Genomic DNA, 22,166 nt, shown 5'->3' on the forward strand with positions numbered 1-22,166 from the left:
TCATGCGTTTCATGTACATCGTCACCTCCAGCCAGCCGATGGCTGCCCCGAGCCCGGCGCTGATGGAGGCCATGCAGAACATATCCGAGCGGGAGATCAAGGCCGGTCGAATGATCGACAATGGCGGCCTGATGCCGCTTGCGACCGGCGCACGGGTGCGAATCGTGGACGGCGAGCTCAGCGTCATCGACGGCCCCTTCGTCGAGGCCAAGGAAGTGATCGGCGGCTATGCCATTTTCGAGCTGCGCGACAAGGCGGAAGCCGTGGCCATGGCGAAGGAATTCATGCAGCTGCACCTCGATCACATGCCGGGCTGGGAGGGTACCTGCGAATTACGGGCATTCGCCACGCCGGGCGTGGAGATCGCCTGCCAGGTCGACGCGCAGTCCAGGGTGGCTGCCCACGCCTGATGGACACCACCGCTCGTCCTGGAGCGTTTTCGAGCGAAGTGGATACCGGTTCGCGCAAAGAAAACGCGTCAAAACAAGAATCTAGAGCCCCGTTCCGATTCCATCGGAACGGAAAGGGCTCTGGTCGGCGGCGATGACGACCGCCGACATCGATCGCGAGATCCGCGCCGCGATTCACGCAACCTGGCGCGTCGCGCAGCCACGGCTGATCGCCACGCTGTCGCGTATGCTGCGGGACGTGCCGCTGGCGGAGGAATTGACCCAGGACGCACTGGTCGCAGCGCTGGAAGCCTGGCCGCACAGCGGGGTGCCGGACAATCCCGGCGCCTGGCTGGTTGCGACGGCCAAGCGCCGTGGGCTCGATCATCTGCGCCGGGCAAAGATGCTCACCCGCAAGCAGGACCTGCTGACGTACGAGCTGATGCAGGAGCAGGACGCGATGCCGGATTTCGACGCCGCCCTCGACGACGATATCGGTGACGAATGGTTGCGGCTGATCTTTACGGCCTGTCACCCGCTGCTGCCGCGGCAGGCCCGCGCGGCGCTGGCCTTGCGTATGATCTGCGGCCTGACCACCGACGAGATCGCGCGCGCCTTCCTGGTCACGGAGGCAACCATCGCCCAGCGCATCGTCCGCGCCAAGCGCACGCTGTCGCGGTCGGGCCTGAGCTACGAGATCCCGAGCGGCGAGGCGCTTTCGGAGCGTCTCGCCTCGGTGCTCGAGGTCGTTTATCTCATCTTTAACGAGGGCTATTCGGCCTCAGGCGGCGAGGAGTGGCTGCGGCCGCAGCTCTGCGACGAGGCCCTGCGCATGGGGCGGGTGCTGGTCGGGCTCGCGCCTCTCGAGCCCGAGGTCCACGGTCTCATGGCACTGATGGAGCTGAATGCTGCGCGGAAGCAGGCGCGCACGGGCATCGATGGCGAGCCCATCCTGCTCATGGACCAGGACCGCAGGCTCTGGGACCGGCGCCAGATTGGCAGCGGCCTTCGCGCGCTCGATCGCGCGCGCGAGCTCGGCGGTGCCGGACGGTTCTACACGCTGCAGGCCGCGATCGTCGCGTGCCACGCGACGGCGGAGACGGCCGTTGCCACCGACTGGCGCCGCATCGCGGAGCTCTATGGCCAGCTCGCGGCGCTGGTGCGCTCGCCGGTGATCGAGCTCAACCGGGCGGTCGCGCTTGGCATGGCCGAAGGGCCGCAGGCCGGTCTCGATCTCGTGGACATGATCGCGGACGAACCGGCGCTCGGGACTTACCACCATCTCCATTCTGTCCGCGGCGACCTCCTGGAGAAGCTCGGTCGCTTCGCCGAGGCGCGACGATCGTTCGAGACCGCAGCGCGTCTCACGAACAATGCGCGCGAGCGCGTGTTGATGGAGCGGCGAGCGGCAGCCATTGCCGATGCCGACGGCTGAAGACGCAAACGGCTTTACGTCGTCGGCTTCGGCGGCGGCGCGGTGCCTTGCGCCCACTTCTCGAACTTGCCGAGCACGCCCCAGGCCGTGAGCGCCAGCGAGATCGGCATCGCGAACTGGCCGAGGCCCGGCACCGCCGATACGATCGTTCCGAGCAGTCCGGCAATACCGCCTGCATTCGGGCTCGCGGTCACCGAAGAGAGCAGCGCAGTGAGCACCGAGCCGCCGATGCCGAGTGCCGTCTTCTTGCCGTCGAGCAGCTTGCCGATGGTCTCGCCGAGCGCGCCGTTGACCTGGCCGAGCACCGGCTTGCCGTCCTTGTTGAGCAGCGTGCTGAGCAGGTCGACGACCTGCTTCAACTGATCGACGGGGGCTGGATTGGTCGGGCTGACCGGTCCTGGCACGGGCGCCGTCTTGTTGATGAGGGAGAAGAGCCGTTCGAACAGGTTGATCGGATCGTTGGTGGCGGGCAGCGTGTTGCCCGGTGTCGTCGTTCCCGGTGTTACGCCGCCGGCTGACGGTCGCAGCAAGTGTGCGAGGTCCTCCAGCCGCTTCAGGATCTTGGACAGATCGCCGCTCTGCACGGAACCTCCCGCCTGCGTTGCACGCGTGAGCGCCGCGACCGTGGCCCCGTCGAGAAGCCCGGTATCCCTCAGGCCGTTCTGCTGCTGAAACTGCGAGACCGCGGCCCCGGTCTTCGGTCCGCTGATGCCGTCCTCGGCGAGCGGCGGATTGGCGCCGAGCTTGTTGAGCGCCTGCTGCATAAGAACAATCGTCGACGCCGCATCGTCCTCGGGCTCGGTGCGGCCGGCGAATTGCGGGCTGCCGTCGAGGGTGATCGAGGAATCGAGCGACATCATCGCATGCAGGATCACCGCCGTGCCGAGCTGGGAATCGACGTGGTTCGAGTCGAACACGTGGTCGCGGACGAATTTGCCGGCCCTCGCCTCGGGCGGGCCGTACAGTGTCGAACCGCCATAGAGGTAGGGCGAATTGCAGCCCTTCGAGTGATAGCCGAAGCCGTTGAACGCCTCGAGCCGGAACAGCATCCGCGCGATGCCCCAGTCGTGGGCGCCGATGAAATTCTCGATTCTGAACGCGTCCACGGCGCCGTCCACGAACGTGGTAAAGGGGCCGCGCCCCTTCGGAACGATGGTCGTCACGCGATGAAGCGTTTCGCCGTTGCCGAGATAGGTGTCGAAATCGAAGTTGGATTCGCGGTAGTGGCAGAGCGCGGCAAAATACCAGGGGACTCCGGTCAACCGCTCGATCTGCTGATAGGTCGCCTTGCCGTTGATCGCCTTGCGCGCGACGCCATTCGCGTCGCCGAGGCGGGAAGGCCGGATCTCGAGATCGGCCCAATTCCGCTCGTACTCGCTTTTCAGACTCTCGAATGAGACCATCTTCCGCTCCCGAAAATTGATGAATTATCGAAATTTCGTGCAAGTCAGATATGGACCAGGTGCCGTGATCGGGTGTGACTCCAACGTGATCTCCGGCAAATGTGGCAGGTTGCCGGCCCGGCGCATGTGAAATGGCTTACAGCCTGGGCGCGAAAATGCGCCGCAGGGCCGGACCCGCGCCTTCGCCGGCAGCGCGACCCGCCAGTGGGGGAACCGGCATGGTCGTTCGTCCGTTAGCATTTTAGACGATGCGGTAGGGAGCCCTGCATGGCCAAGCGCGTCCTCGCGATCGGCATCGAACCCGGCAATGCGGATTACAGCGCATTTCCGCAGCTCACGCCGGAGCTCATGCGCCATTATATCGAAGCGCAATTGCTGCGCCTGCGTGATCTCGGCTACGAGGTCACGAGCTGCCTGATCGATCTCGACGCGACCGCCGAAGCCGGCGTCACGGCCGCACTGCGCGACGAGCGCTTCGACTGCATCGTGATCGGCGCGGGGCTGCGCGAGCCGAAAGAGCGCCCGCTGCTGTTCGAGAAGGTGCTCAACCTCGTCCATCAACTGGCGCCTGACGCCGCGATCTGCTTCAACTCCACGCCGGCCGACACCGCCGAGGCCGTGCAGCGCTGGATCTATCCCTGACGTCCGATTGGCCGGCCTGTGCGTCGCTCGCGGCATGGTTTGAGCCGTCTTCGCGCTGCGCCTCCGGCGCCATCGCGTAGGCGTCGCGAGCCGCGCTGCCGGCTATTTGTCTGGTCCGAATCCGCTTCCGGCGCTATGACTGGCTCATCACAGGGAGGGCGAGCATGCTTCGAAGTCTTCGCATTGGAAGTTTTGGAATCGCGGCATGTCTGACGGTCGCGATGGCGATGCCGGCGCATGAGGCTGCAGCCCAGGATGCCATCGGCGGTGCGATCATCGGCGGTGTCGGCGGGGCGATCCTCGGTGGTGCGCTCGGCGGAGGCCGCGGCGCCGCAATCGGCGCCGTCGTCGGTGCCGGCACGGGCGCTGCGATCGCTTCCGAGGGCGAGCGCCGCCGCTCCGGTTACTACGCCTATCAGCGCGGCTGTTATGTGCAGCGTCCCGACGGCTATTACGTCCGGGTCAGCCAACGCTATTGCTATTGATCGATCAACCGCCGGCGCCCACAGGATTGACGGCGCCCGGCAGTAGATTGGACGCGGAGGGGTGAGTATCGGCCGGCGAGCCGCTCTCCCGAGCTGGTGGTTCGCATGAGCATCCGATCTCGCATATGCCGGTGGCTGATCGCCGCGATCGTGGCCGGCGATCTCGTCGGAGCCGGGGCTGCCCGGGCGCAACAGATTCCAACCGACGAACCCGCGTTTACGGCTTTCGTGGCCGAGCGCATCCGCGCCGAGATTCGTGACACCCCGGTCGTGATCAAGGGACCGCTGACGCTGTCGGTCGGCCCTCTGCAAACCAACCTCGACCGCATCTACGCCTTCTGCAAGGCCAACACCGGCGGCTGCGCCAGGGAGATCGGCGCCTATGTCAGCGGCGTCAAGGCAACGGCGAGCAGCCGGAATGATCCGCCGACCCGAGCAGCCCTTCGCGTGGTCGTGCGCTCGGCTGACTACATGCGGCAGGCGCTTCGGGAGGTCGACGCGCGCGGCCCGGCGCTGACGCGGCCGCTGGCGGAGGGGCTGGTGATCGTCCCGGTGCTGGATTCGCCGCGGGCGGTCAGGGTGTTCAACGACAAGGATCGTGCCGCGCTCGGCTTGACGCAGGACCAGGTCTTCGACATCGCCATCGCCAATCTGCGCAGCAGCGTGAAGCCGTTCACGACCGTCGCAAAAGCGGTCCCATCAGGACAGTTCGGCACGTTGACGGGAGACTATTATCAGACCAGCCGGCTCGCGCTGATCGACAGCTGGGCGCCGCTCGCGCAGGCCCAGGGCGGTGTCCTGATCGTCGCGGCGCCGTCGGCCGATCTCGTGCTCTATGCAAGCGAAGACAGCAGTGCCGCGATCGACGCGCTGCGGACGCTGGCCAGGAACATGATGGCGCGCGCGCCGAAGCCGCTGTCCGGCACGCTGCTGCGCTGGACGCCGAAGGGGTGGCAGCTCGTCCGGTGAGATGCTCTCACGCGGGGCGGCCGCTCTGCTCAACTCTTGCCGGGGTCTGCCGGCATGATCTGGAGCAGCGGCTCCGGTTGGATCGAGATCTGGCCGGCGAACGGCCGGTCATGCGCGGCGATGAGCAGGACGGAGGTGGCGACGCCGGTGGCGAACAGGCCCATCGCGATCGCCGATCCCAGCCGGTTGTCGCAATGAACGAGGCCGATCACCAGCAGCGCGCAGGCCGCCTGGAGATACAGGCACCACCATTTGACCGGGTTCACCGCGGCGAGGCTGACGATGATCCGCTGCCGCCGCGCGTCCAGCGCCTGCTCCAGCGCGGCGATGAGCTCGCGCTGCACATTCGCCTGCCCCGGGCCTTGCGGCGTCATCGCGACGACGAACTGCAGGGCTTCGGCGAGGGCCGGCGGCGTGACCTTCAGCGACACTTCCTGATGCGCCATCATCGGCCATTCCACCGCGACGGCCTGGCCGACATAGTCGCGCACCAGGCCGCGGAGCTTCGTCTCCTGCTCCGCCGGCAGGCCGGCGGCCAGCAGCACGGCGCTGCGTAGCGCACTGGCCTCGCGGCTCACCGCGGCGCTGGCGCGGTCGCTGTCGCCCCAGACCTGCGCGGCGATGAAGGCGACGAACAGGCCGAAGATGATTCCGAGCACCGGCAGCATGCCCGGCGAGATCGCCTTCAGCGACTTCGCGCGCTCCTCCGTCGCGGCCCTCGCGATGCCTGCGAAGATGGCCGCGGCGAGCAGGTACGTGAATCCAAAGATCACCAGCGCCATTGCAGGCACCGGCAGATTGTGCAGCCAGTCGCTCATCGTGTCCTTGTCATCTGATTTGAGGCTCTAGATCAACCGCATCCCGCGCAGCCTGGCATGCCTGCTCTTGCCGACGATGATGTGGTCGTGCACGGCGATGCCGAGCGGCTTTGCGATGTCGATGATGGCTTTCGTCATCTGGATGTCCGCCTGCGAGGGCGAGGGATCGCCCGAGGGGTGGTTGTGGATGAATCTATCGCTTCACGTAATGCGTTGAACACACAATAGATTTTTTAGGTGGGGTAGTAGCAGGGGACGTAGACAGGGGACTGTAAGCAGTGATCGTTCGTGATGATCACGTTAACACGTGGAAGCGCCTTTATAAGCCATTTCACTCACCAGGGACCATCAGCGGACTTCAGCTCTGACCTCAGTGGCGGTCATTCTGCTTCGGCGTCGTGAGGTCCGAGACGGGCCAGAAGCGGAAGTCGCCGTAAACAGATCAGCGCAAGTGATGCTTCAGTCCGACGCGCACGATGCAGCCCGGAATGGTCGTCATTTGAGCTGCGCGCAACAATTAGCACGGCGCGGCTGCGGCTTTATCCGGTGGCAATATAGCCGCGCGCGCCTCGTCGAGATGCAGAAACAGCTATTCTGATCCAGACGAACAGCGCTGAAATCCCGGAAGCGGATAGCAACGTCAGCAGTTCTGACGGAGCTAGTGATCGGGTTAGTGCTTAGGCGACTGGCAGCACGAAGACCGCCGCCCGAGGCCAAGCTGAACGGTCTCGGAGAGCCGCTCCAAAGAGAGCCCCGACCGTACCAGCCGGGGCTCCAGGCGAGATCCGCGCGGCCGGGAGAGCAAGCCGCGCAATTTCGGAGTATGCCTGAGTCCATGCTGCCTCCTGTGATGGAAGTGCGGCGGTCCACAGGAAAGGCTGCTCAAAGCAATCCGCTCGCCACGAACCTGCAACGAGTGCCGCCACCGCGTAACAAGTGAGGTGAACTCCAGAACGCCACTGCCGCGCCACCAAATCGCCTAACGACTCAACGACGCATGTTGCATCGGGCCGGGGCGATGCGCATGGGTGGTGTAGTGATGCGCAATTGGTCCAATGTTTATGTGACTGCGTCCGTGAGCGGGCTGATGGTCACGATGCTTTTGCTTGGCGCGATCCTCGCTCGAAATGTCGGACTGGCGGAGAAGAAAGGCGACCGGGTCATCGCTGTGTCAGCGCACAGCGAGGCCCGCACCCAGACGACTTCTGAGAACGGTGGCGGGGCCACGGTAGATTTTGGTGTCGCGGACCTTAGAGGGTCGCTGCCGTAAGGAAGTGATCATCGGCCCGCCCTGCCGAGCTCGCCGAGAGACCTTTCGGCTGGCCAGTCATCTTGCCTAAAGCGCGATGAGATTGGGATGAATCGTCATCGCGCTTTAGGTTGTTGTTTGAGCATGATCTCCGCTCAAACGCGCTCCGCGTTTGTCGCGAGGGAAAACCGCTGCGCACTTTTCCGGATCATGCTTTAGCCGAGGCGATCGGCGCGTTGTAGGCTGCCAATCCGGGTCATTCGTGACCAAGCGAAGACGGCCGCATGGAAGCGGCCTGCCTTGTGCGCTGGCCACTTCCGGTCTTCCTCGGTTCGCGGACATTCTCAAGGTCGGTCGGCATGTCTCAAACAGGGCCGCATCCGGACATGCACATAGTGTATACGGCAGGCCGCGGAATGCGGGCCTCGCTGCGCGTAGAGATCGCAAGCAGCTTGATGGAACCCTATTCACCAGCTGTAGCGTATGCCCGCGGTGCCTTTGGCGCCTTGCGGGCCCGCGTTGACCGTGCTGCCGACGTCGAATTGATAACCGAATTGAGCATAGACGCTATAGCTCTTGTCGAGCTTGCCGGTGAAGCCGACGAAGGTTTCGACCGTCTGCATCTTCTGCAGCAGCAGCACTTGATCGATGCCAAAAGTGGTGTCCGCTCCCGCGCCCCAGCTGCGCCAGTAATTGACGCCTGCATAAGGCTGCCAGAGCATCCCGTTGCTGCTCGTGGTATTCCACTGCCCGCGCAGGCCGAGCCGTCCGATCGGACCCGACGTCGTGCCCAGCCCGACCGGGCCCAGACCGTCATTGGCTTCGTCGAACGAGACCCGTTGCCAGATGATCTGGGCCTGCGGCTCGAGCACGAAGCCTGGGCCAAGCGGCAGCGGGATTGGATAGCCCGTCTCCAGCGAGGCAACGAAGCCGGCGCCCGTGAGCGGCAATTGCGTGAATTGCGTCGTCGCGTTGCCGCGATAGAGCGTCCCCTGCAGGATCGCGTCGAGGTACCAGCCGGTCGGACCGTAGTGCGTCCAGTAGCCGCCGGCCGAGTAAGCCTGGATGTCGTTGGTCCCGGTGTGGGTGAGCATGTAGCCAGTGGCGGCCGGGTTTGTGACCAGCCCGGTCACGTCGGCCCGCGCCTGGGTATAGGCGAAGTAAAGTCCAGCAGAGTCGCGGTGACCGGGGATGGTGCTGCCGCGCCAGAGATCGATTCCGCCTTGGAAGCCCGCCAGCCAGCCATCGGTGCGCGGGTCGGCGAAGGCCTGGTAGTGGCCGTTGATCTGCTGACCGAAAACGCGCGCCCAGTCCGACCGGCCCCAGCCATCAGGGTCGGTACCCGCATTCAACAATGTCATCGTGTCGCCGACTCGCTGGTTGAGCGTACCAAGCGTGGCGAGGCCGATTTGCCGGGCCATAGGTTGAACGGACCCGTAGGTTGCAAGTCCAGGCCCGATGATTGGGTAGGAGCCGGGCGGCAGCCCGTCCGGAGGCGGATCGGGCGGCAGGATCGGCGGCGGGATAATCGGCGGGTCCGGGGGTGTCGGCCCCGAATCGAAAGTCGAGCGCAGGAACCAATCCTGGGGCGCATTGCCGTTAATGCCGCCGCGAAACAGGAAGTAATCATAGGCGCCGCCGCGCACCTCGCCGGCGAGCGAGAAAGCGCCGGGCGCCGTGGTGGCGTTGTTGACGGTCTGCACCAAAAGGATGCCGTTCGCAACGGTCTGATCGCCGGGACCGGTCGTGTTCAATACTCTTAGCGTTGTCGAGCCCGTCGCTGCGCCGCCGTTAATGACCAGCCTGTCGGATGGCGAAGTGTCGTTGCCGAGAAAAGTATTGAGCGTGATCAAGCCGCCTGCGCCCCCATAGTTATTCGCAATCAGCGTCTTGTAGCTCGACAGTTGTGTGGGGTCCGCGGTCGGCGGGGTGAAGATGATCTCACTGCCGTTGTTGGTCAGGTTGGTTGCGTTCGAATTGCCCGTCATCGTCCAGACGGTATTCTGCGCAAGGGTGACTGTGCTGATGCCGCCGGCCGCCGTCGTGATCACCCCTCGCAAGGTCGATGCCTGTGCGTTGAACGTCGTGCTGGCTCCAGACACCGTTTCGAGCAGGGTGTTGTTATTTGTTACTGCGACGGCATTACTAAGACTGATGTTGGCCGCGGCGCCCTGCACCGAGAAGGAGGCGGCGCTGGCCACGATGGTGGCGTTGCTGTACTGCAACGTGTTTCCGCTACCGTTGAACAGAAAGCCGAAGCCGCCATTTCCTGACGCGGTCGCGTCGGTTCCGGTCATGGTTGCGTTGCCGCCGTTCTGCAGCAGCCCGCCCGCGCCGTTGACGACGGACACCGAGCCACCACTCGTCGTAACGGTGCCGCCAGTCGTCGCATTCACTCCAGCGTTTCCACCGCCTCCCGTCACGCTGACGACCACATCGTTTGCGGTAACCAGGCTGTTCGCCCCCGTCGCCCGAAGTCCTATCTCCCCGCCGCCAATGCCCGGAACGGTAACGGAGCCGCGCGTCAACGTCACCTGGCCCCCGGACGCGGCGTTCACACCGACATCACCACCGCCATTACCTACCGACAAGCTCAGATCGGTCGCCGTGATCGAACTGTTGGTCCCTGTTGCCGATAAGCCGGTATTCCCGCCGCCTCCGGCGAACGTGATGCTGCTGCCGCTCGCAAGCTGGATACTCCCCCCGTTCTGCGCCGTAGCCGCGGTCATGCCGCCCGAAGCACCCATGTTCACGGAAAGACCATTGGCGATGATTTGGCTTGTCGCACCGTCGGCGGTCATCAACTTGCCGAAGCCACCGCTGAGATTGATCGACGAGCCAGGTGTGAATTGAATCAGACCTCCCGCCGTGGCCTGCACTACCCCGCCCACCCCGACCGCGGCGCCGCCGTTCCAATTCACGGTCGTGCTATTCGCGATGATCGTGCCGGTGGTGGCGATCATGGCCGCGCCGCCGCCGCCAGAATTCGCCAGGGTGATCGCATTAATGATGATCGTGCCGCCGGTGTTCGCAATCAGGCCAGTGCTGGCGGCGGTTACATTTGCGTTTGCGGTGACCGTGGCGTTGGTGGTGGCCTGGATTCCTGTTCCACCACCATTGGCCGTCACCGTGCCATTGGTCGTCACGTTTGCGCCGTTCAACGCGCTGACCGCGATGTTGAAACCGGTGCTCACCGGATTATTGGCTACGCAGGTTCCGCCGTTCTGAAGGATGCCGCCGTTGACAGGATCAGTTGTACATTGAGCGCGGGCCGCTTGCGGTGCGGCGATGATAATCACGCAAGGCAGAACAACGGAAAGCACCCGTGCTCGCAGAGGGTGCCGACGCGGCGCCTGACCGGCACGTAATCGCAAAGGCTTGCGCAGTTCCATTTTGTTGCGCCCGATCACACGCGATCGCGAAAGGCAACGAGCACCAGAATTGTTGTGCGAAGACGCCGCATCTGTGGCGATCGCGGCAGCAATCCATTATCCCGACCACTGTCGCTTACGAGTCACGCATGGGACAACAATGCTGATCCAACGGATCCACGCCGTGCTCTCTGGACAACCTCGAGTTGCCAGCGGGACTGATGACTGCTCTGGGGCAATCGCGTCGTTTTGCGAGGTTCGCGGTAAGGTCCGCTTTAGCCCCCAAGAGGCGACGTCGTTTAGATCAGCTTCAGTCCCTTCAGACTGGCGTGACCTCGTTTGCCGACGATGATGTGGTCGTGCACGGCGATACCGAGCGGTTTTGCGATGTCGATGATGGCCTTGGTCATCTGGATGTCGGCCTGTGACGGCGAGGGATCGCCTGAGGGGTGGTTGTGCACCAGGATCAGCGCGGTCGCCGACAGCTCCAGCGCGCGCTTGATCACCTCGCGTGGATAGACCGGGGTGTGGTCGACGGTGCCGGTCTGCTGCACCTCGTCGGCGATCAGCTGGTTCCGCTTGTCGAGGAAGAGCAGGCGGAATTGCTCCTTGTCTGAAAACGCCATGCTGGAGCGGCAATAGTCGATCACTTCGTTCCAGGACGACAGCGCGTTGCGGCTGTTGACCTCGCCCTTGGCGACGCGATGCGTTGCCGCGGCGATCAGCTTGAGCTGGTGGATCGCGGCTTCGCCGATGCCGCCGACCTCGCGCAGACGCGCCACCGGGGCATGGACGACCTCGGCGAACGAGCCAAAGGTCTTGATCAGCGTCTTTGCCAGCGGTTTGGTGTCGCGCCGCGGCAGCGCCGGAAACAGCGCCATCTCCAGCAGCTCGTAATCGCTGAGCGCATCTGCGCCCGCGCTGTAGAAGCGCTCGCGCAGCCGTTCGCGATGGCCGTGATAGTGCGGCGCGTCCTCGGGCTTGGCCTTGTCGTGGTCGGTCTTGGCGGGCATCAGGCCTAACCATGCCGTACGGCGCGCGTTTTGCAACCGGGAAGTGTCCGGCCCCGGCGGCTCGCTCATTGGCGCGGCCGCCGGGGCCTCGTCGTCTACCTACGACGAAAGCCCTCCCGGCGGGGTGCAGACCTCGACCAGGACATTGCCCGGCGCGGTGACATAGAAGTGCGGGACGCGGACGCCGCCGCCACGATCCATGGAGGCGATCCTGCTCGGGTCGAGGCCCGCGGCCTTTAGCTCGGCGTGCTTGGCTTCCACGTCGGCTGCCTCGTCGTAGTAGAAGCCGATATGGAAATTGGCGGGATAGTCGGCCGGCTCGCCCGTCCTGCCGCGCATCACGGTCAGGATGAAATCCTCCTTGTTGCGCAGGACGACGAGGGCTTCGCCACGCGAGGCATAGGGTGCAAAGCCGAAGAAGCGCTCGAAGAAGGCGGCAAGCGCGGTGACGTCCGAGGTCGCGAGGTTGAGATGTTGCAGTCGCATAGGTGCTCTCCGTTCAGGTGAAGGAACGGACGGAACGAGCTTCCACACTGAGCGGCGGCCGAGTTGACACGATGACATGACCCGCCGATCATCGTGACGATCGCGTCACTCTGTCCGGCCGTGGGTCCTACCGTGGAGACGGTGGCAGAATTCCTGGCAAGTCAGGAACAGGCCGGGCTTACCAATCCGGCCATGCCTTTTTCGGCGCGCTCCGGGTAGCAGAGTTCGCGCGCATCGGCAACGCCGGGAGCCGGTCAGGATGTTGCCGGCCCGGATTCCCGGCGCCGCCTACGCTCGGGGCGATTGAGCCGTCGAGAAAAAATTTCACACCAGCTGTCTTCGTTCTCCTGCCTCGTTCGTCTCAGCGCTGTTGGCCGGTCGAGTGGCCAGCCGATCTTCCGCAACAGGAGAATATCAATGTCCCGGACCAGACCTGAGCCGTCGCGTCGTGCCTTCGTTGCCACCGGCCTCGGAGCGGGCGTCTTGCTCGTCGCGCAAGCGGCGCCGTCCCACAGCCAGAACAGGAGTTCGAAAATGGAAGCGACCATTCGCACCGGTAGCGACGTCACGACCCTCGTCAACGTCTTCACGGTCGAGCCGGACAACCAGCAAAAGCTGGTTCAGTTGCTGAAGGGGGGCACCGAGACCTTCTTCAGCAAGCAGCCCGGGTTCATCTCGTCCAGCGTCCACGCCAGCAAGGAGGGCCGGCGCGCGATCAACTACTCGCAATGGGCAAGCGCGGGGGACATCGAGAATTTTCGCAAGGATCCGCGATTTGCGCCGTACATCCAGAGCCTTGCGGCGCTGTCGAAGGCCGAGACGATCCTGTGCGAGGTCGTCGAGGTCAATCATGCCTGATCTGTAACGGCGGCTCGGGGGCGGTCCAAAAGATCGCCCCGCGGACGCTCTTACGGTTCGAGACCACGGTGCCGCGCCGGCAGGGGCATCGTGATGGCGATGACCCCGGCGAGAATGAGCGTCATGCCTGCAAGGGCCGACCAGGTGAAGCGTTCGCCGAGCCATGCCGTGCCGAGCGCCACCGCGAAGCCGGCGCGCAGATAGCTGCCGCTGGTCGTGCCGAGTGGGCCGAGCGTGCGGATCAGGCGGAAATAGATCACCATCGCGAGCGCCGTGCAGATCACCGCGAGGCTGACGACGGCCGCGACCGCGTGCGAAGTCGGTGCCAGCGTCCAGGGTCGCTCGAGGACGAGTGCGGCAGGGACCATGAGGATCGCGGCACAGCTCATGGCGCTGGCCGCCGTGACGGTGGCGGGAAAGCCGGAGAACCGCTGCCCCCATATCGGTGCGAGCGCGTAGCAGAGGCTTGCGCCGAGCACGGCGGCCTGCGCCAGCGGGGCCGTCGTGCCCAAGGCGGACAGCGCATCGATGCCGATCGTCACCGCGACGCCCGCAAGACCGAGCGCGACGCCGATGATCTTCCAGCTGCTGATCGCCCGCCGCCCTCGTCCGGTCATCATCGCGATCGCGAGCACGAACATCGGCGGGGTCGCATTGAGCACGCCGGCGAGACCGCTTGCGATATGCAGCTCGCCCCAGCTGATCAGGGTAAACGGCAGCGCGCTCTGTAGCAGTCCCTGCACGAAGAAAGCCGCCCACACCGGTCCCCGGGCGGGAAGAGCGTGCCCCTGAGCGCGAGCGATCGCGATCAGGAGAATGGCCGCGATCGTCACGCGCGCGGCGACCATCGTGAACGGCGGGATCGTCGGGATTGCGACCTTGATCAGCGTGAACGAGCTGCCCCAGATTAGTGAGAGGAGGAGCAGGAGCCCGATCTCGAACGTGAGCGTGGTTTGTCCTGACGTCGTTTGTTGCGCCTGCGTGTGCATTGCGAATCTGCTCCGGGATGGACCGGGACCATGATCCGGCGTGGTGGCGCAGGCTGGCTGGATTCGGACCTCATCGCCCGATCGAGTCCGATTCCAGCTACTCGGCGGGCTGCGATGAAACTATTCTTCCGCCATGGCAACAGGCTCGGCACATCGGCAAACGCTGCCGCCGCATCTCGACTGGGACACCTGCGATCGGGCGCGGCTGGCGCGGGCACGCGCGTTCGACGGGCTGTTCTTCTCCGGCGTTCGCTCGACGAGGATCTACTGCCGGCCGGTCTGCCCGGTTCGCCCCGCTCGCTCCGAGAACGTCACCTTTTATGCGACCGCCGCTGCCGCCGAGCGCGCCGGCTTTCGCCCGTGCCTGCGCTGCCGGCCGGAAACCGCGCCCGGATCGCCGGCCTGGATGGGAACGGCCACCACCGTCGCGTGCGGGATGCGCCTGATCAATGACGGATTCCTGGATCGCGCGTCGATGATGGACCTTGCGGAAGTCCTGGGAGTCGGGCCGCGCCATCTGCTCCGCCTGTTCATGCGCCACGCCGGTGCGAGCCCGAGCGAGATCGCCACGACCCGCCGTGTGCAGGAAGCCAAGCGTCTGATCGACCAGACCAGCATGACATTGGCGGAGATCGCCTTCGCCGCCGGTTTCGGCAGCGTTCGCAGATTCAACGATGCATTTGTCGCGACCTACAAGCGGCCGCCGTCGTCATTCCGGCGCCGCCACTAGGCCGCCGAGCCAGGCATCACCCGATCTGCTTCCCGCCATGTCGCGGGCAATGCCGCCGCATTTGATAATTGACTATTCGTTCCAGAATAACTATTGTCGTGTCATGGCAAGGACCAAGGAATTCGATCAGGACGAGGCGCTCGATGCCGCGATCGGTGCGTTTCGCGAGCACGGTTTCGAGGGAACCTCGACGCCGATGCTTGTTGACGCCATGGGGATCGGCCGCCAGAGCATCTACGATACGTTTGGCGACAAATGGCAACTCTATTGCGCCGCGGTGCGCCGCTACGCGGCCAGCGAGGTCGAAGCCCATCTTGCCGCGCTGCGGGCGCCGCCGCGCGCGATTGACGGCCTCAGGGCGATGATCGACCGCGTCGTTCGCGACGCGAACGAGGCTTGCCTGGGCATCGGCTCGATCAGCGAGTTCGGCCGCTCGCGGGATGACCTCACCAGCATCCATGCGGCGTCAGGCCGCGCGCTCCAGGGCGCCGTTTCGAAACGCTTGCGCGAAGCGCAGGCCGACGGCGACGTGACGCGGGATCTCGACGCCGACGACGCAGCCGAGTTTCTGCTGGCGAATGTTGCCGGTATTCGAATCGCCGCGCGCGGTGGCGCCAGGCCGCGCCAATTACGGGCGCTCGGCGCCATCGCATTGCGCGCCCTCGGGTAATTTTTTTTGGTCAAATTTGGAACGATCGTTCAAAATAAGGAGAGAGAAAATGAGCAGCAAAGTCGCGTTGGTGTTTGGTGGAGCGCGCGGCATTGGCGCCGCGATCGCGGTCCGTCTCGCACGGGACGGGTTCGATATCGCGCTAACCTACGTGTCGCGACCGGACAGTGCCGCCGAAATCGTGTCCGCGATCGAGAACGCTGGCCGCAAGGCCGTCGCGATCAAGGCCGATAGCGCCGATCCCGCCGCGATCCGCGCGGCCGTCGCCGAGACCGTGAGCCGGCTTGGGGTGCTTGATGCGGTCGTCGTCAACGCGGGCATTCTCCGCCTCGGTCCCGTCGAGCAGTTCAGCCTGGAAGACCTCGACCTCATTCTCGATGTGAATATCCGCGGCGTCTTTCTGGCCATCCAGGCGGCAGCCGGGCAGATGCGTGACGGCGGCCGCATCATCACGATCGGGAGCAACACGGCGATCCGGACAGGGACGCCGGGAGGCAGCGTCTATGCCATGACCAAGGCCGCCGTTGCCTCCTTGGTCCGCGGCGTTGCGCTCGACCTGGCGCCTCGCCGGATCACGGTCAACAACGTCCAGCCGGGCCCGACCGAGACCGACATGACGGCCACGATGGTGTCGCGGCTGAAAGAGATCGTTCCGTTGAAGCGCGTCGGTGAGCCCGGCGAGATCGCCGCGCTGGTGTCATATGTGGCGGGCCCGGAATCCGGCTATATGACCGGCGCCAGCCTCACCATCGATGGTGGCTACGTGCTGTAAGAGGTCCGCCTCTAACGACAGATCGTCGCCGGCGAACAGGATGGCAGGATCGCATCGCGGTCCTGCCGGGCCATCACCCGATCTGCGTCTCGCCGTGCCGCTTCGACAGCGTGAAGATCTCGACGCCCGTCGCGGTCACCCCGACTGAGTGCTCGAACTGCGCCGACAGCGAGCGGTCGCGGGTCACCGCGGTCCAGCCGTCGGAGAGGATCTTCACATGCGGCTTGCCGAGATTGATCATCGGCTCGATGGTGAAGAACATGCCGGGCTTGAGCTGAACGCCTTCGCCGGGCCGGCCGATATGGATGATGTTCGGCTCGTCGTGGAACATGCGCCCCAGGCCATGGCCGCAGAAATCGCGCACCACGCTCATGCCCTGCGGCTCGACGAAGCTCTGGATGGCGTGGCCGATGTCGCCGGTGGTAGCGCCCGGCTTGACCGCTGCGATGCCGCGCATCATCGCCTCATACGTCACCTCGATCAGCCGCTCGGCCTTGCGGGCGATCGGGCCGACCGCATACATCCGGCTGGAATCGCCGTACCAGCCGTCGACGATGAAGGTGACGTCGATGTTGACGATGTCGCCTTCCTTCAACGGACGGTCACCAGGCATGCCGTGGCAGACCACGTGGTTGAGCGAGGTGCAGGTCGAGTAGCGGTAGCCGCGATACATCAGCGTCGCCGGATAGGCGCCGTGGCTGAAAGCGAAGTCGCGGACGAACTGGTCGATGCGCTCGGTCGGCACGCCGGGCCCGACGATATCGGTGAGCTCGTCGAGGCACTTCGCCACCAGCGCGCCCGCCTTGTGCATGCCGGCAAAGGCGCTCGGCCCGTGCAGCTTGATCTGTCCGGTCTTGCGCAGGGAGGTATCGGAGGCTTCGACGTAGCTCATGCGGGGCTGGTCTCGATGTCGGCGGAAGGGCTTGATTTCAAGGCCATAATCTAATGATCAGGGGCCTTCATGCAAGTCAGGCGTGGCTCTTGCGCCCGAAACAGGGCCTAATTCGGGACTTCTACGGTGGTTTCCACCGGCAGGGCGCCGCCCCGGACGCGAATCTCGCGGACGGGATAGGGAACCCGGATGCCCTCGCGCTTGAAGGCCTCCCATAGCGCCAGCATCACGTCACTCTTGACGCCATCCATGCCGTCGGGGTCCGCGATCCAGAAGGTCAGCGAGAACTTCATCCCGGCTTCTGCGAACTCGGTCAGGATGCTGTTCGGCGGCTTGCCCTTCTGCGCGCGGGGATGGGCGGCCGCGGTCTCCGCGGCGAGCTTGCAAACCAGCCGCGGGTCGGCGTCGTAATTGGTGCCGAAGGCGATCTTCACCAGCGTGTTCTTGTCGGTGTAGGTCCAGTTGACGACCTTCTGCGTCACCAGGTCCTCGTTCGGCACCAGGAATTCGCGGCCATCGCCGGCGGCGACGGAAATATAGCGCGTCTTCATCGCGCTGATGCGCCCGGTATTGTCGCCGATGGTGACGAGGTCGCCCGGCTTCACCGACTTGTCCGCAAGCAGGATGATGCCCGAGATGAAGTTGGCGACGATCTTCTGTAGGCCGATACCGATGCCGACGCCGACCGCGCCGGAGAACACCGCAAGCGCCGAGAGATCGATACCGACCGCGCCGAGCGCGATGACGATTGCGATGGCCAGCAGCCCGATCCGGATGATCTTGACCAGCAGCACCTGCACCGACGGGGTCAGATCGGTGGTCGAGTTGATCCGGCTCTCGGCGAAATTGCTGGCGATGTTGGTGGCCCAGAGCGCGATGAGCAGGAGCGCGCCGGCCTTGATCACCAGCAGCGGCGTCAGCCGCAGGCCGCCGAGCACGATCGCAAAGGAATCGAGCAGGTCGACCGTCGTGTCGAGCTGTCCGATGATGGACAGCGCCGCGACGAACCACGCCGAGATCGATACCAGCTTGACGATGAAGGCGTTGCGCAGCACCGAGGTCACGAGCCGGATCGCAAGCCAGGCCAGTCCCAGCTTGGCGGCGACCATCAGGAGATAGCTGCGGCTCGGCCAGGTCGCGTGATACATCACCACGCGGGAGAGGATCACCATCAGGGTGAACACCGCCGTCGAGGCGCTCGAGACCATCACCCGGGCGAAGTGCCGGAGCGGCAGCGGCCAGTGTATCGCCAGCGATGTCAAGTCGATGCGGTTGCGAACCCCGGCTTCCGCGGCATAGGCGATGCCGGCCGCGGCCAGGATCAGGCCGAATTGCAGGTAGAACCAGGGCGAGGAGATTTCCGCCCCGACGCTGCGCGCGGTGGTCTGCACGAACTCCATGAAGTCTTTGAGGTCCATGTCCATCAGTCTCGTCGGGAAGCGGGCGGCAGGGATTGATTCGAGGGCGCCGCAGATTCCCACAAAGGGAGCGGCCCGGCCATCGATACACCGCTAAGTGAGGTGCGTTAAGGCCGCAAAATACGGGCAGATTGCCGCGAGTGGGAGAAAATGGGTTGGCGTGGGAGTCTGCCGACGATAAGGATGCAATTCCAGCGATTTGTACCCGGAAGGTGGATGGCTTCCCTCGACTCTGTCAGCCTCGCCATATTGCTCGGCGCCGTCCTCGTCATGGCCGGTATCCTGTCGAGCCTGCTTGCTCTGCGCTTCGGCGCGCCCCTGCTGCTCGTCTTCCTTGCCATCGGCATGCTCGCGGGCGATTCTGGCCCCGGGCAGCTTCAGTTCGACGACGTCCGCACCACCTATCTGGTCGGCTCGGTGGCGCTGGCCCTGATCCTGTTCGACGGCGGCCTGAAGACGCGCTTTGCCAGCATCCGCACCGTGCTCGCGCCGTCCGTTGTGCTCGCGACCGTCGGGGTGCTTCTGACCGCGCTGATCACGGCGCCGTTCGCCAAATACGCGCTCGACCTCAACTGGACGGAATCGCTGCTGGTCGGTGCCGTCGTGGCCTCGACCGACGCGGCTGCGGTGTTCCTGCTGGTGCACACCCAGGGCCTGCGCCTGCGTCCGCGCGTCGGCGCGACGCTGGAGGCCGAATCCGGCACCAACGATCCCTTCGCGATCTTCCTCACCCTGATGCTGGTCGAATACATCTCGCTGGGATCGAGCTCGGCGGGCCATGTGGCGATGGAGTTCATCCAGGAGGCGGTGCTGGGCGCCGTCGTCGGCTTCCTCGGGGGACGTCTCGTCGTCGTTGCGCTCAACCGGGTTGCGCTGCCGCAGGGCCTGCATGCGCCGTTTGTCACGACCGCGGCGCTCGTGATCTTCGGCGGCTCGCAGATCATGCACGCCTCCGGATTCCTCGCGGTCTATCTCGCCGGCATCATCATCGGCAACCGCCCGACCCGCGCGCATAATTCCGTGGTGGCATTCCTGGATGCCGCGACGTGGCTGGCGCAGATCGTGATGTTCGTGCTGCTGGGCCTGCTGGTTTCGCCGAGCCGGCTCGGCACGAGCGTGCTGCCGGCGGTCGGGGTTGCGTTCGTCCTGATGCTGGTCGCGCGGCCGATCGCGGTGTTCGTGTGCCTGGCGCCGTTCCGCTTCAACTGGCGCGAAAAGATCTTCATCGCCTGGACCGGCCTGCGCGGTGCGGTCGCGATCTTCCTGGCGTCGATCCCGATGCTGGTCGGCCTGTCGAAGGCCTATCTCTATTTCGACGTCGCCTTCGTCGTCGTCATCATCTCGCTCCTGCTGCAGGGCTGGACGCTGGCGCCGGCAGCGCGCAAGCTGCACGTGGCGCTGCCGCGCGCCGAGCGTGGTCCACGCCGCGTCGAGCTGGATCTGCCCGGCCAGCTCGAGCAGCAACTCGTCGGCTATCCGGTGCGGCCCAAGAGCCTGTATTTCCGCCGCGGTCTGATCCCGTCCTGGTCCAAGCCGACGCTGGTCATCCGCAACGAGAACATTTTGACCCCGACAGAAGCCGATCCGATCGCGCCCGGCGACTACATCTATCTGCTGGCCCCGCCGGAAAAGGCCGAGTCGCTCGACCGCTTCTTCGTCGACATGCAGCCGAGCTCGGCGCCGGATCCGCATCTGCTCGGCGACTTCATGGTCTCCGGCGAGCACACGCTGGCCGAGCTTGCCGAGATCTACGGCGTCAAGGTCGGCGAGGATGACGGCAAGCTGACCCTCGCCGACTATTTCGACGTCCATCTCGATCGCGCGCCGAAGGAAGGCGCCGAGCTGCCGCTGGACGAGATCGTGCTGGTTGCGCGCAGCATCTCCGGCGGCCGCGTCAACGTCGTCGGCCTGCGTCTGCCGGAGGACGAGGAGACGCCCGCGCCGCTGACGCGCCGGCAAGCGCTGCGGCGCAAGCTCGCGGATTTGTGGACGTCGGTGGCGGGGGTTTAGCGCTCACCATTGCTTGCGCGCCGCCGCCACAACCTCGCTGTCATCGCCCGGCTTGACCGGGCGATCCAGTAATCCGAGACGATTGTGATTGAACCGAGAAGCCGCGGCGTACTGGATGCCCCGCCCCCGTGCGCAATTGCGCACTAGGCGGGGCATGACAGCGATGGTGGGGCGAGGTGTCTCGGCAAGTCGTCAGCGCCCCTCACGTCAGCACCTTCACCCCGCCGAACGATGTCACCCGCCCCTGCTTCAGCATCACGATCTGCGTCGCGAGCTGGCGCAATTCTGCGACGTCGTGGCTGACATAGACCATGGGAACATTGGCTTCATCGCGCAGCCGCACCAGATACGGCAGGATCTCCAGCTTGCGGCCCTCGTCGAGCGCGCCGAGCGGTTCGTCGAGCAGCAGCAGGCGCGGCCTCGACAGCAGCGCGCGCCCGAGCGCGACGCGCTGGCGTTCGCCGCCGGAGAGCTTTCCTGGACGGCGATCAAGGAGCGCGCCGATGTCGAGCAGCTCGATGATGCGCCTGTGCTGGGCAGGATCGGGCGCGAGGCTGTTCATCCGCCGGCCGTAGTCGAGATTTTGCGCGACGTTGAGATGCGGAAACAGCCGCGCGTCCTGGAATACGTAGCCGATGCGGCGGCGCCAGGTCGGGACATGGATGCCGGCGGCAGTGTCGTCGACGGTCTCGCCGTCGATCACGATGGTGCCGCGGTCGGGCCGCAGCAGGCCCGCGATCATGTTGACCAGCGAGCTCTTGCCGGCACCGGACGCGCCGAACAGGCCGATGACGCGGCCTTCGCTGGTGAAGGTTGCGGAGAGCGAGAATTCGCCGAGCTGTTTTTCGATGTCGACGCGCAGCATGGTCAGTTCCCGTGCAGGCGTTGCGTGGCGCGGCGGGCGAACCATTCGGCGGCGATCAGCGCGCCGAGCGCGAGCACGATCGAGATGATCACGAGTCGTCCCGCGGCCGCGTCGCCATCGGGCGTCTGGATCAGCGAGTAGATCGCCGACGAAATCGTCTGGGTTTCGCCGGGAATGTTGGAGACGAAGGTGATGGTCGCGCCGAACTCGCCGATCGCCTTGGCAAAGCCCAGCACCATGCCGGCGAGCACGCCGGGCAGCGCCAGGGGTAGCGTCACCGTGAAGAACACTTTCCAGGGCGCCGCTCCCAGCGTCTCGGCCGCCTGCTCGAGCCGGCGATCGATCGCCTCGATCGACAGCCGCATCGGGCGCACCAGCAGCGGAAACGACATCAGGCCGCAGGCGAGCGCCGCCCCGGTCCAGCGAAACGCGAAGACGATACCGAGATAGTCGGCCAGAAATCCGCCGACGAGTCCCTTGCGACCAAAGGTGAGGAGCAGGAGATAGCCCGTAACGACAGGCGGCAGCACCAGCGGCAGATGCACGAGCGCATCGAGCACCGATTTGCCCCAGAAATCATGGCGGGCAAGCAGCCATGCCAGCGCAATGCCGAACGGCGTTGCGACCAGCGTGGCGATGACGGCGACCCTGAGCGAGAGCAGGATCGCCGTCCATTCGGCGGGAGAGATCTCGAGCATCAAG

Annotated in this window: 21 protein-coding genes and 1 pseudogene; 11 read left to right on the plus strand and 11 right to left on the minus strand. The window is 65.1% G+C overall.

Features of this window, described 5'->3' with window-relative positions; genetic code table 11:
• Positions 1-2: 2 nt before the first annotated feature.
• Complete coding sequence (locus tag AB7Z56_RS03840) at positions 3-410, plus strand: YciI family protein (RefSeq protein ID WP_063980702.1); 408 nt, start codon at positions 3-5, stop codon at positions 408-410.
• 133 nt (positions 411-543) lie between these two features.
• Positions 544-1,824 carry an RNA polymerase sigma factor gene (locus tag AB7Z56_RS03845; RefSeq protein ID WP_063980703.1) on the plus strand — a complete coding sequence of 427 codons (1,281 nt, stop codon included), beginning with the start codon at positions 544-546 and terminating at the stop codon, positions 1,822-1,824.
• Positions 1,825-1,838: 14 nt separating this feature from the next.
• Here AB7Z56_RS03845 and AB7Z56_RS03850 read toward each other — a convergent pair whose 3' ends face one another.
• Positions 1,839-3,227, minus strand: coding sequence for a peptidoglycan-binding protein (locus AB7Z56_RS03850; protein ID WP_063980704.1), 1,389 nt, complete (start codon positions 3,225-3,227; stop codon positions 1,839-1,841).
• A 267-nt stretch (positions 3,228-3,494) separates the two neighbouring features.
• Between AB7Z56_RS03850 and AB7Z56_RS03855 the strand changes: the two genes are divergently transcribed.
• The 3 genes from AB7Z56_RS03855 (at position 3,495) to AB7Z56_RS03865 (ending at position 5,323) form a co-directional block, all read left to right on the plus strand.
• The gene (locus AB7Z56_RS03855; RefSeq protein ID WP_063980705.1) at positions 3,495-3,869 is read left to right on the plus strand and encodes a hypothetical protein; all 375 of its coding nucleotides are present in this window, start codon (positions 3,495-3,497) and stop codon (positions 3,867-3,869) included.
• 164 nt (positions 3,870-4,033) lie between these two features.
• Positions 4,034-4,354 (plus strand): hypothetical protein, encoded by a 321-nt coding sequence (locus AB7Z56_RS03860; protein WP_441256166.1) that lies wholly within the window; start codon positions 4,034-4,036, stop codon positions 4,352-4,354.
• Between the two features lie 105 nt (positions 4,355-4,459).
• Positions 4,460-5,323: a hypothetical protein gene (locus AB7Z56_RS03865; protein WP_231143808.1), complete on the plus strand. Its 864-nt coding sequence runs from the start codon at positions 4,460-4,462 to the stop codon at positions 5,321-5,323.
• 29 nt (positions 5,324-5,352) lie between these two features.
• On the opposite strand, the gene AB7Z56_RS03870 is transcribed toward AB7Z56_RS03865, so the two are convergent.
• Both AB7Z56_RS03870 and AB7Z56_RS03875 read right to left on the minus strand, forming a co-directional pair.
• Positions 5,353-6,141, minus strand: coding sequence for a bestrophin-like domain (locus AB7Z56_RS03870; RefSeq protein ID WP_063980707.1), 789 nt, complete (start codon positions 6,139-6,141; stop codon positions 5,353-5,355).
• 27 nt (positions 6,142-6,168) lie between these two features.
• Positions 6,169-6,330 (minus strand): annotated as a pseudogene (locus AB7Z56_RS03875) (JAB domain-containing protein); the annotation flags it as partial.
• Between the two features lie 835 nt (positions 6,331-7,165).
• On the opposite strand from AB7Z56_RS03875, the gene AB7Z56_RS03880 reads away from it, so the two are divergent.
• The gene (locus AB7Z56_RS03880; protein WP_135215889.1) at positions 7,166-7,411 is read left to right on the plus strand and encodes a hypothetical protein; all 246 of its coding nucleotides are present in this window, start codon (positions 7,166-7,168) and stop codon (positions 7,409-7,411) included.
• 446 nt (positions 7,412-7,857) lie between these two features.
• Here AB7Z56_RS03880 and AB7Z56_RS03885 read toward each other — a convergent pair whose 3' ends face one another.
• From AB7Z56_RS03885 to AB7Z56_RS03895, 3 genes are all read right to left on the minus strand, one after another.
• Positions 7,858-10,782: an autotransporter family protein gene (locus tag AB7Z56_RS03885; protein WP_245328525.1), complete on the minus strand. Its 2,925-nt coding sequence runs from the start codon at positions 10,780-10,782 to the stop codon at positions 7,858-7,860.
• 278 nt (positions 10,783-11,060) lie between these two features.
• Positions 11,061-11,774: a RadC family protein gene (gene radC, locus AB7Z56_RS03890; RefSeq protein ID WP_063980710.1), complete on the minus strand. Its 714-nt coding sequence runs from the start codon at positions 11,772-11,774 to the stop codon at positions 11,061-11,063.
• Between the two features lie 99 nt (positions 11,775-11,873).
• Positions 11,874-12,260, minus strand: coding sequence for a VOC family protein (locus AB7Z56_RS03895; protein WP_231143810.1), 387 nt, complete (start codon positions 12,258-12,260; stop codon positions 11,874-11,876).
• 417 nt (positions 12,261-12,677) lie between these two features.
• On the opposite strand from AB7Z56_RS03895, the gene AB7Z56_RS03900 reads away from it, so the two are divergent.
• Entirely contained in the window at positions 12,678-13,118 is a 441-nt protein-coding gene (locus AB7Z56_RS03900) for an antibiotic biosynthesis monooxygenase family protein (RefSeq protein ID WP_084794946.1), read from the plus strand.
• A gap of 50 nt (positions 13,119-13,168) precedes the next feature.
• Here AB7Z56_RS03900 and AB7Z56_RS03905 read toward each other — a convergent pair whose 3' ends face one another.
• Positions 13,169-14,107, minus strand: coding sequence for a DMT family transporter (locus AB7Z56_RS03905; RefSeq protein ID WP_063980713.1), 939 nt, complete (start codon positions 14,105-14,107; stop codon positions 13,169-13,171).
• 133 nt (positions 14,108-14,240) lie between these two features.
• Here AB7Z56_RS03905 and AB7Z56_RS03910 point away from each other — a divergent pair, with 133 nt between their 5' ends.
• The 3 genes from AB7Z56_RS03910 (at position 14,241) to AB7Z56_RS03920 (ending at position 16,279) form a co-directional block, all read left to right on the plus strand.
• Complete coding sequence (locus AB7Z56_RS03910) at positions 14,241-14,837, plus strand: bifunctional transcriptional activator/DNA repair enzyme AdaA (protein WP_063980714.1); 597 nt, start codon at positions 14,241-14,243, stop codon at positions 14,835-14,837.
• Positions 14,838-14,940: 103 nt separating this feature from the next.
• A complete protein-coding gene (locus tag AB7Z56_RS03915; RefSeq protein WP_063980715.1) occupies positions 14,941-15,507 on the plus strand; it encodes a TetR/AcrR family transcriptional regulator in 567 nt (188 codons plus the stop codon).
• 49 nt (positions 15,508-15,556) lie between these two features.
• Positions 15,557-16,279 carry a 3-oxoacyl-ACP reductase family protein gene (locus AB7Z56_RS03920; RefSeq protein ID WP_187387908.1) on the plus strand — a complete coding sequence of 241 codons (723 nt, stop codon included), beginning with the start codon at positions 15,557-15,559 and terminating at the stop codon, positions 16,277-16,279.
• A gap of 73 nt (positions 16,280-16,352) precedes the next feature.
• Here the strand turns inward: AB7Z56_RS03920 and map are convergent, their stop codons facing one another.
• Positions 16,353-17,171 carry a type I methionyl aminopeptidase gene (gene map / locus AB7Z56_RS03925; RefSeq protein WP_063980716.1) on the minus strand — a complete coding sequence of 273 codons (819 nt, stop codon included), beginning with the start codon at positions 17,169-17,171 and terminating at the stop codon, positions 16,353-16,355.
• 107 nt (positions 17,172-17,278) lie between these two features.
• Positions 17,279-18,595 (minus strand): mechanosensitive ion channel family protein, encoded by a 1,317-nt coding sequence (locus AB7Z56_RS03930; RefSeq protein WP_063980717.1) that lies wholly within the window; start codon positions 18,593-18,595, stop codon positions 17,279-17,281.
• A gap of 210 nt (positions 18,596-18,805) precedes the next feature.
• Between AB7Z56_RS03930 and AB7Z56_RS03935 the strand changes: the two genes are divergently transcribed.
• Positions 18,806-20,599: a potassium/proton antiporter gene (locus AB7Z56_RS03935; RefSeq protein WP_063980718.1), complete on the plus strand. Its 1,794-nt coding sequence runs from the start codon at positions 18,806-18,808 to the stop codon at positions 20,597-20,599.
• Positions 20,600-20,801: 202 nt separating this feature from the next.
• Here AB7Z56_RS03935 and modC read toward each other — a convergent pair whose 3' ends face one another.
• Together modC and modB are read right to left on the minus strand one after the other, a co-directional pair.
• Positions 20,802-21,464 (minus strand): molybdenum ABC transporter ATP-binding protein, encoded by a 663-nt coding sequence (gene modC, locus AB7Z56_RS03940; protein ID WP_063986040.1) that lies wholly within the window; start codon positions 21,462-21,464, stop codon positions 20,802-20,804.
• 2 nt (positions 21,465-21,466) lie between these two features.
• Positions 21,467-22,162 (minus strand): molybdate ABC transporter permease subunit, encoded by a 696-nt coding sequence (modB, locus tag AB7Z56_RS03945; protein WP_028148288.1) that lies wholly within the window; start codon positions 22,160-22,162, stop codon positions 21,467-21,469.
• Positions 22,163-22,166: the final 4 nt, after the last annotated feature.

The sequence above is a fragment of the Bradyrhizobium sp. 482_C4_N1_8 genome (assembly GCF_052075965.1).
Lineage (GTDB): Bacteria > Pseudomonadota > Alphaproteobacteria > Rhizobiales > Xanthobacteraceae > Bradyrhizobium > Bradyrhizobium barranii.

Excerpts from the sequence above, each read along its gene's own strand:
- AB7Z56_RS03840 (WP_063980702.1), top strand. The coding sequence starts at position 3 with ATGCGTTTCATGTACATCGTCACCTCCAGCCAGCCGATGGCTGCCCCG.
- AB7Z56_RS03845 (WP_063980703.1), top strand. The coding sequence starts at position 544 with ATGACGACCGCCGACATCGATCGCGAGATCCGCGCCGCGATTCACGCA.
- AB7Z56_RS03850 (WP_063980704.1), bottom strand. The coding sequence starts at position 3,227 with ATGGTCTCATTCGAGAGTCTGAAAAGCGAGTACGAGCGGAATTGGGCC.
- AB7Z56_RS03855 (WP_063980705.1), top strand. The coding sequence starts at position 3,495 with ATGGCCAAGCGCGTCCTCGCGATCGGCATCGAACCCGGCAATGCGGAT.
- AB7Z56_RS03860 (WP_441256166.1), top strand. The coding sequence starts at position 4,034 with ATGCTTCGAAGTCTTCGCATTGGAAGTTTTGGAATCGCGGCATGTCTG.
- AB7Z56_RS03865 (WP_231143808.1), top strand. The coding sequence starts at position 4,460 with ATGAGCATCCGATCTCGCATATGCCGGTGGCTGATCGCCGCGATCGTG.
- AB7Z56_RS03870 (WP_063980707.1), bottom strand. The coding sequence starts at position 6,141 with ATGAGCGACTGGCTGCACAATCTGCCGGTGCCTGCAATGGCGCTGGTG.
- AB7Z56_RS03880 (WP_135215889.1), top strand. The coding sequence starts at position 7,166 with ATGGGTGGTGTAGTGATGCGCAATTGGTCCAATGTTTATGTGACTGCG.
- AB7Z56_RS03885 (WP_245328525.1), bottom strand. The coding sequence starts at position 10,782 with ATGGAACTGCGCAAGCCTTTGCGATTACGTGCCGGTCAGGCGCCGCGT.
- radC (WP_063980710.1), bottom strand. The coding sequence starts at position 11,774 with ATGCCCGCCAAGACCGACCACGACAAGGCCAAGCCCGAGGACGCGCCG.
- AB7Z56_RS03895 (WP_231143810.1), bottom strand. The coding sequence starts at position 12,260 with ATGCGACTGCAACATCTCAACCTCGCGACCTCGGACGTCACCGCGCTT.
- AB7Z56_RS03900 (WP_084794946.1), top strand. The coding sequence starts at position 12,678 with ATGTCCCGGACCAGACCTGAGCCGTCGCGTCGTGCCTTCGTTGCCACC.
- AB7Z56_RS03905 (WP_063980713.1), bottom strand. The coding sequence starts at position 14,107 with ATGCACACGCAGGCGCAACAAACGACGTCAGGACAAACCACGCTCACG.
- AB7Z56_RS03910 (WP_063980714.1), top strand. The coding sequence starts at position 14,241 with ATGGCAACAGGCTCGGCACATCGGCAAACGCTGCCGCCGCATCTCGAC.
- AB7Z56_RS03915 (WP_063980715.1), top strand. The coding sequence starts at position 14,941 with ATGGCAAGGACCAAGGAATTCGATCAGGACGAGGCGCTCGATGCCGCG.
- AB7Z56_RS03920 (WP_187387908.1), top strand. The coding sequence starts at position 15,557 with ATGAGCAGCAAAGTCGCGTTGGTGTTTGGTGGAGCGCGCGGCATTGGC.
- map (WP_063980716.1), bottom strand. The coding sequence starts at position 17,171 with ATGAGCTACGTCGAAGCCTCCGATACCTCCCTGCGCAAGACCGGACAG.
- AB7Z56_RS03930 (WP_063980717.1), bottom strand. The coding sequence starts at position 18,595 with ATGGACATGGACCTCAAAGACTTCATGGAGTTCGTGCAGACCACCGCG.
- AB7Z56_RS03935 (WP_063980718.1), top strand. The coding sequence starts at position 18,806 with ATGGCTTCCCTCGACTCTGTCAGCCTCGCCATATTGCTCGGCGCCGTC.
- modC (WP_063986040.1), bottom strand. The coding sequence starts at position 21,464 with ATGCTGCGCGTCGACATCGAAAAACAGCTCGGCGAATTCTCGCTCTCC.
- modB (WP_028148288.1), bottom strand. The coding sequence starts at position 22,162 with ATGCTCGAGATCTCTCCCGCCGAATGGACGGCGATCCTGCTCTCGCTC.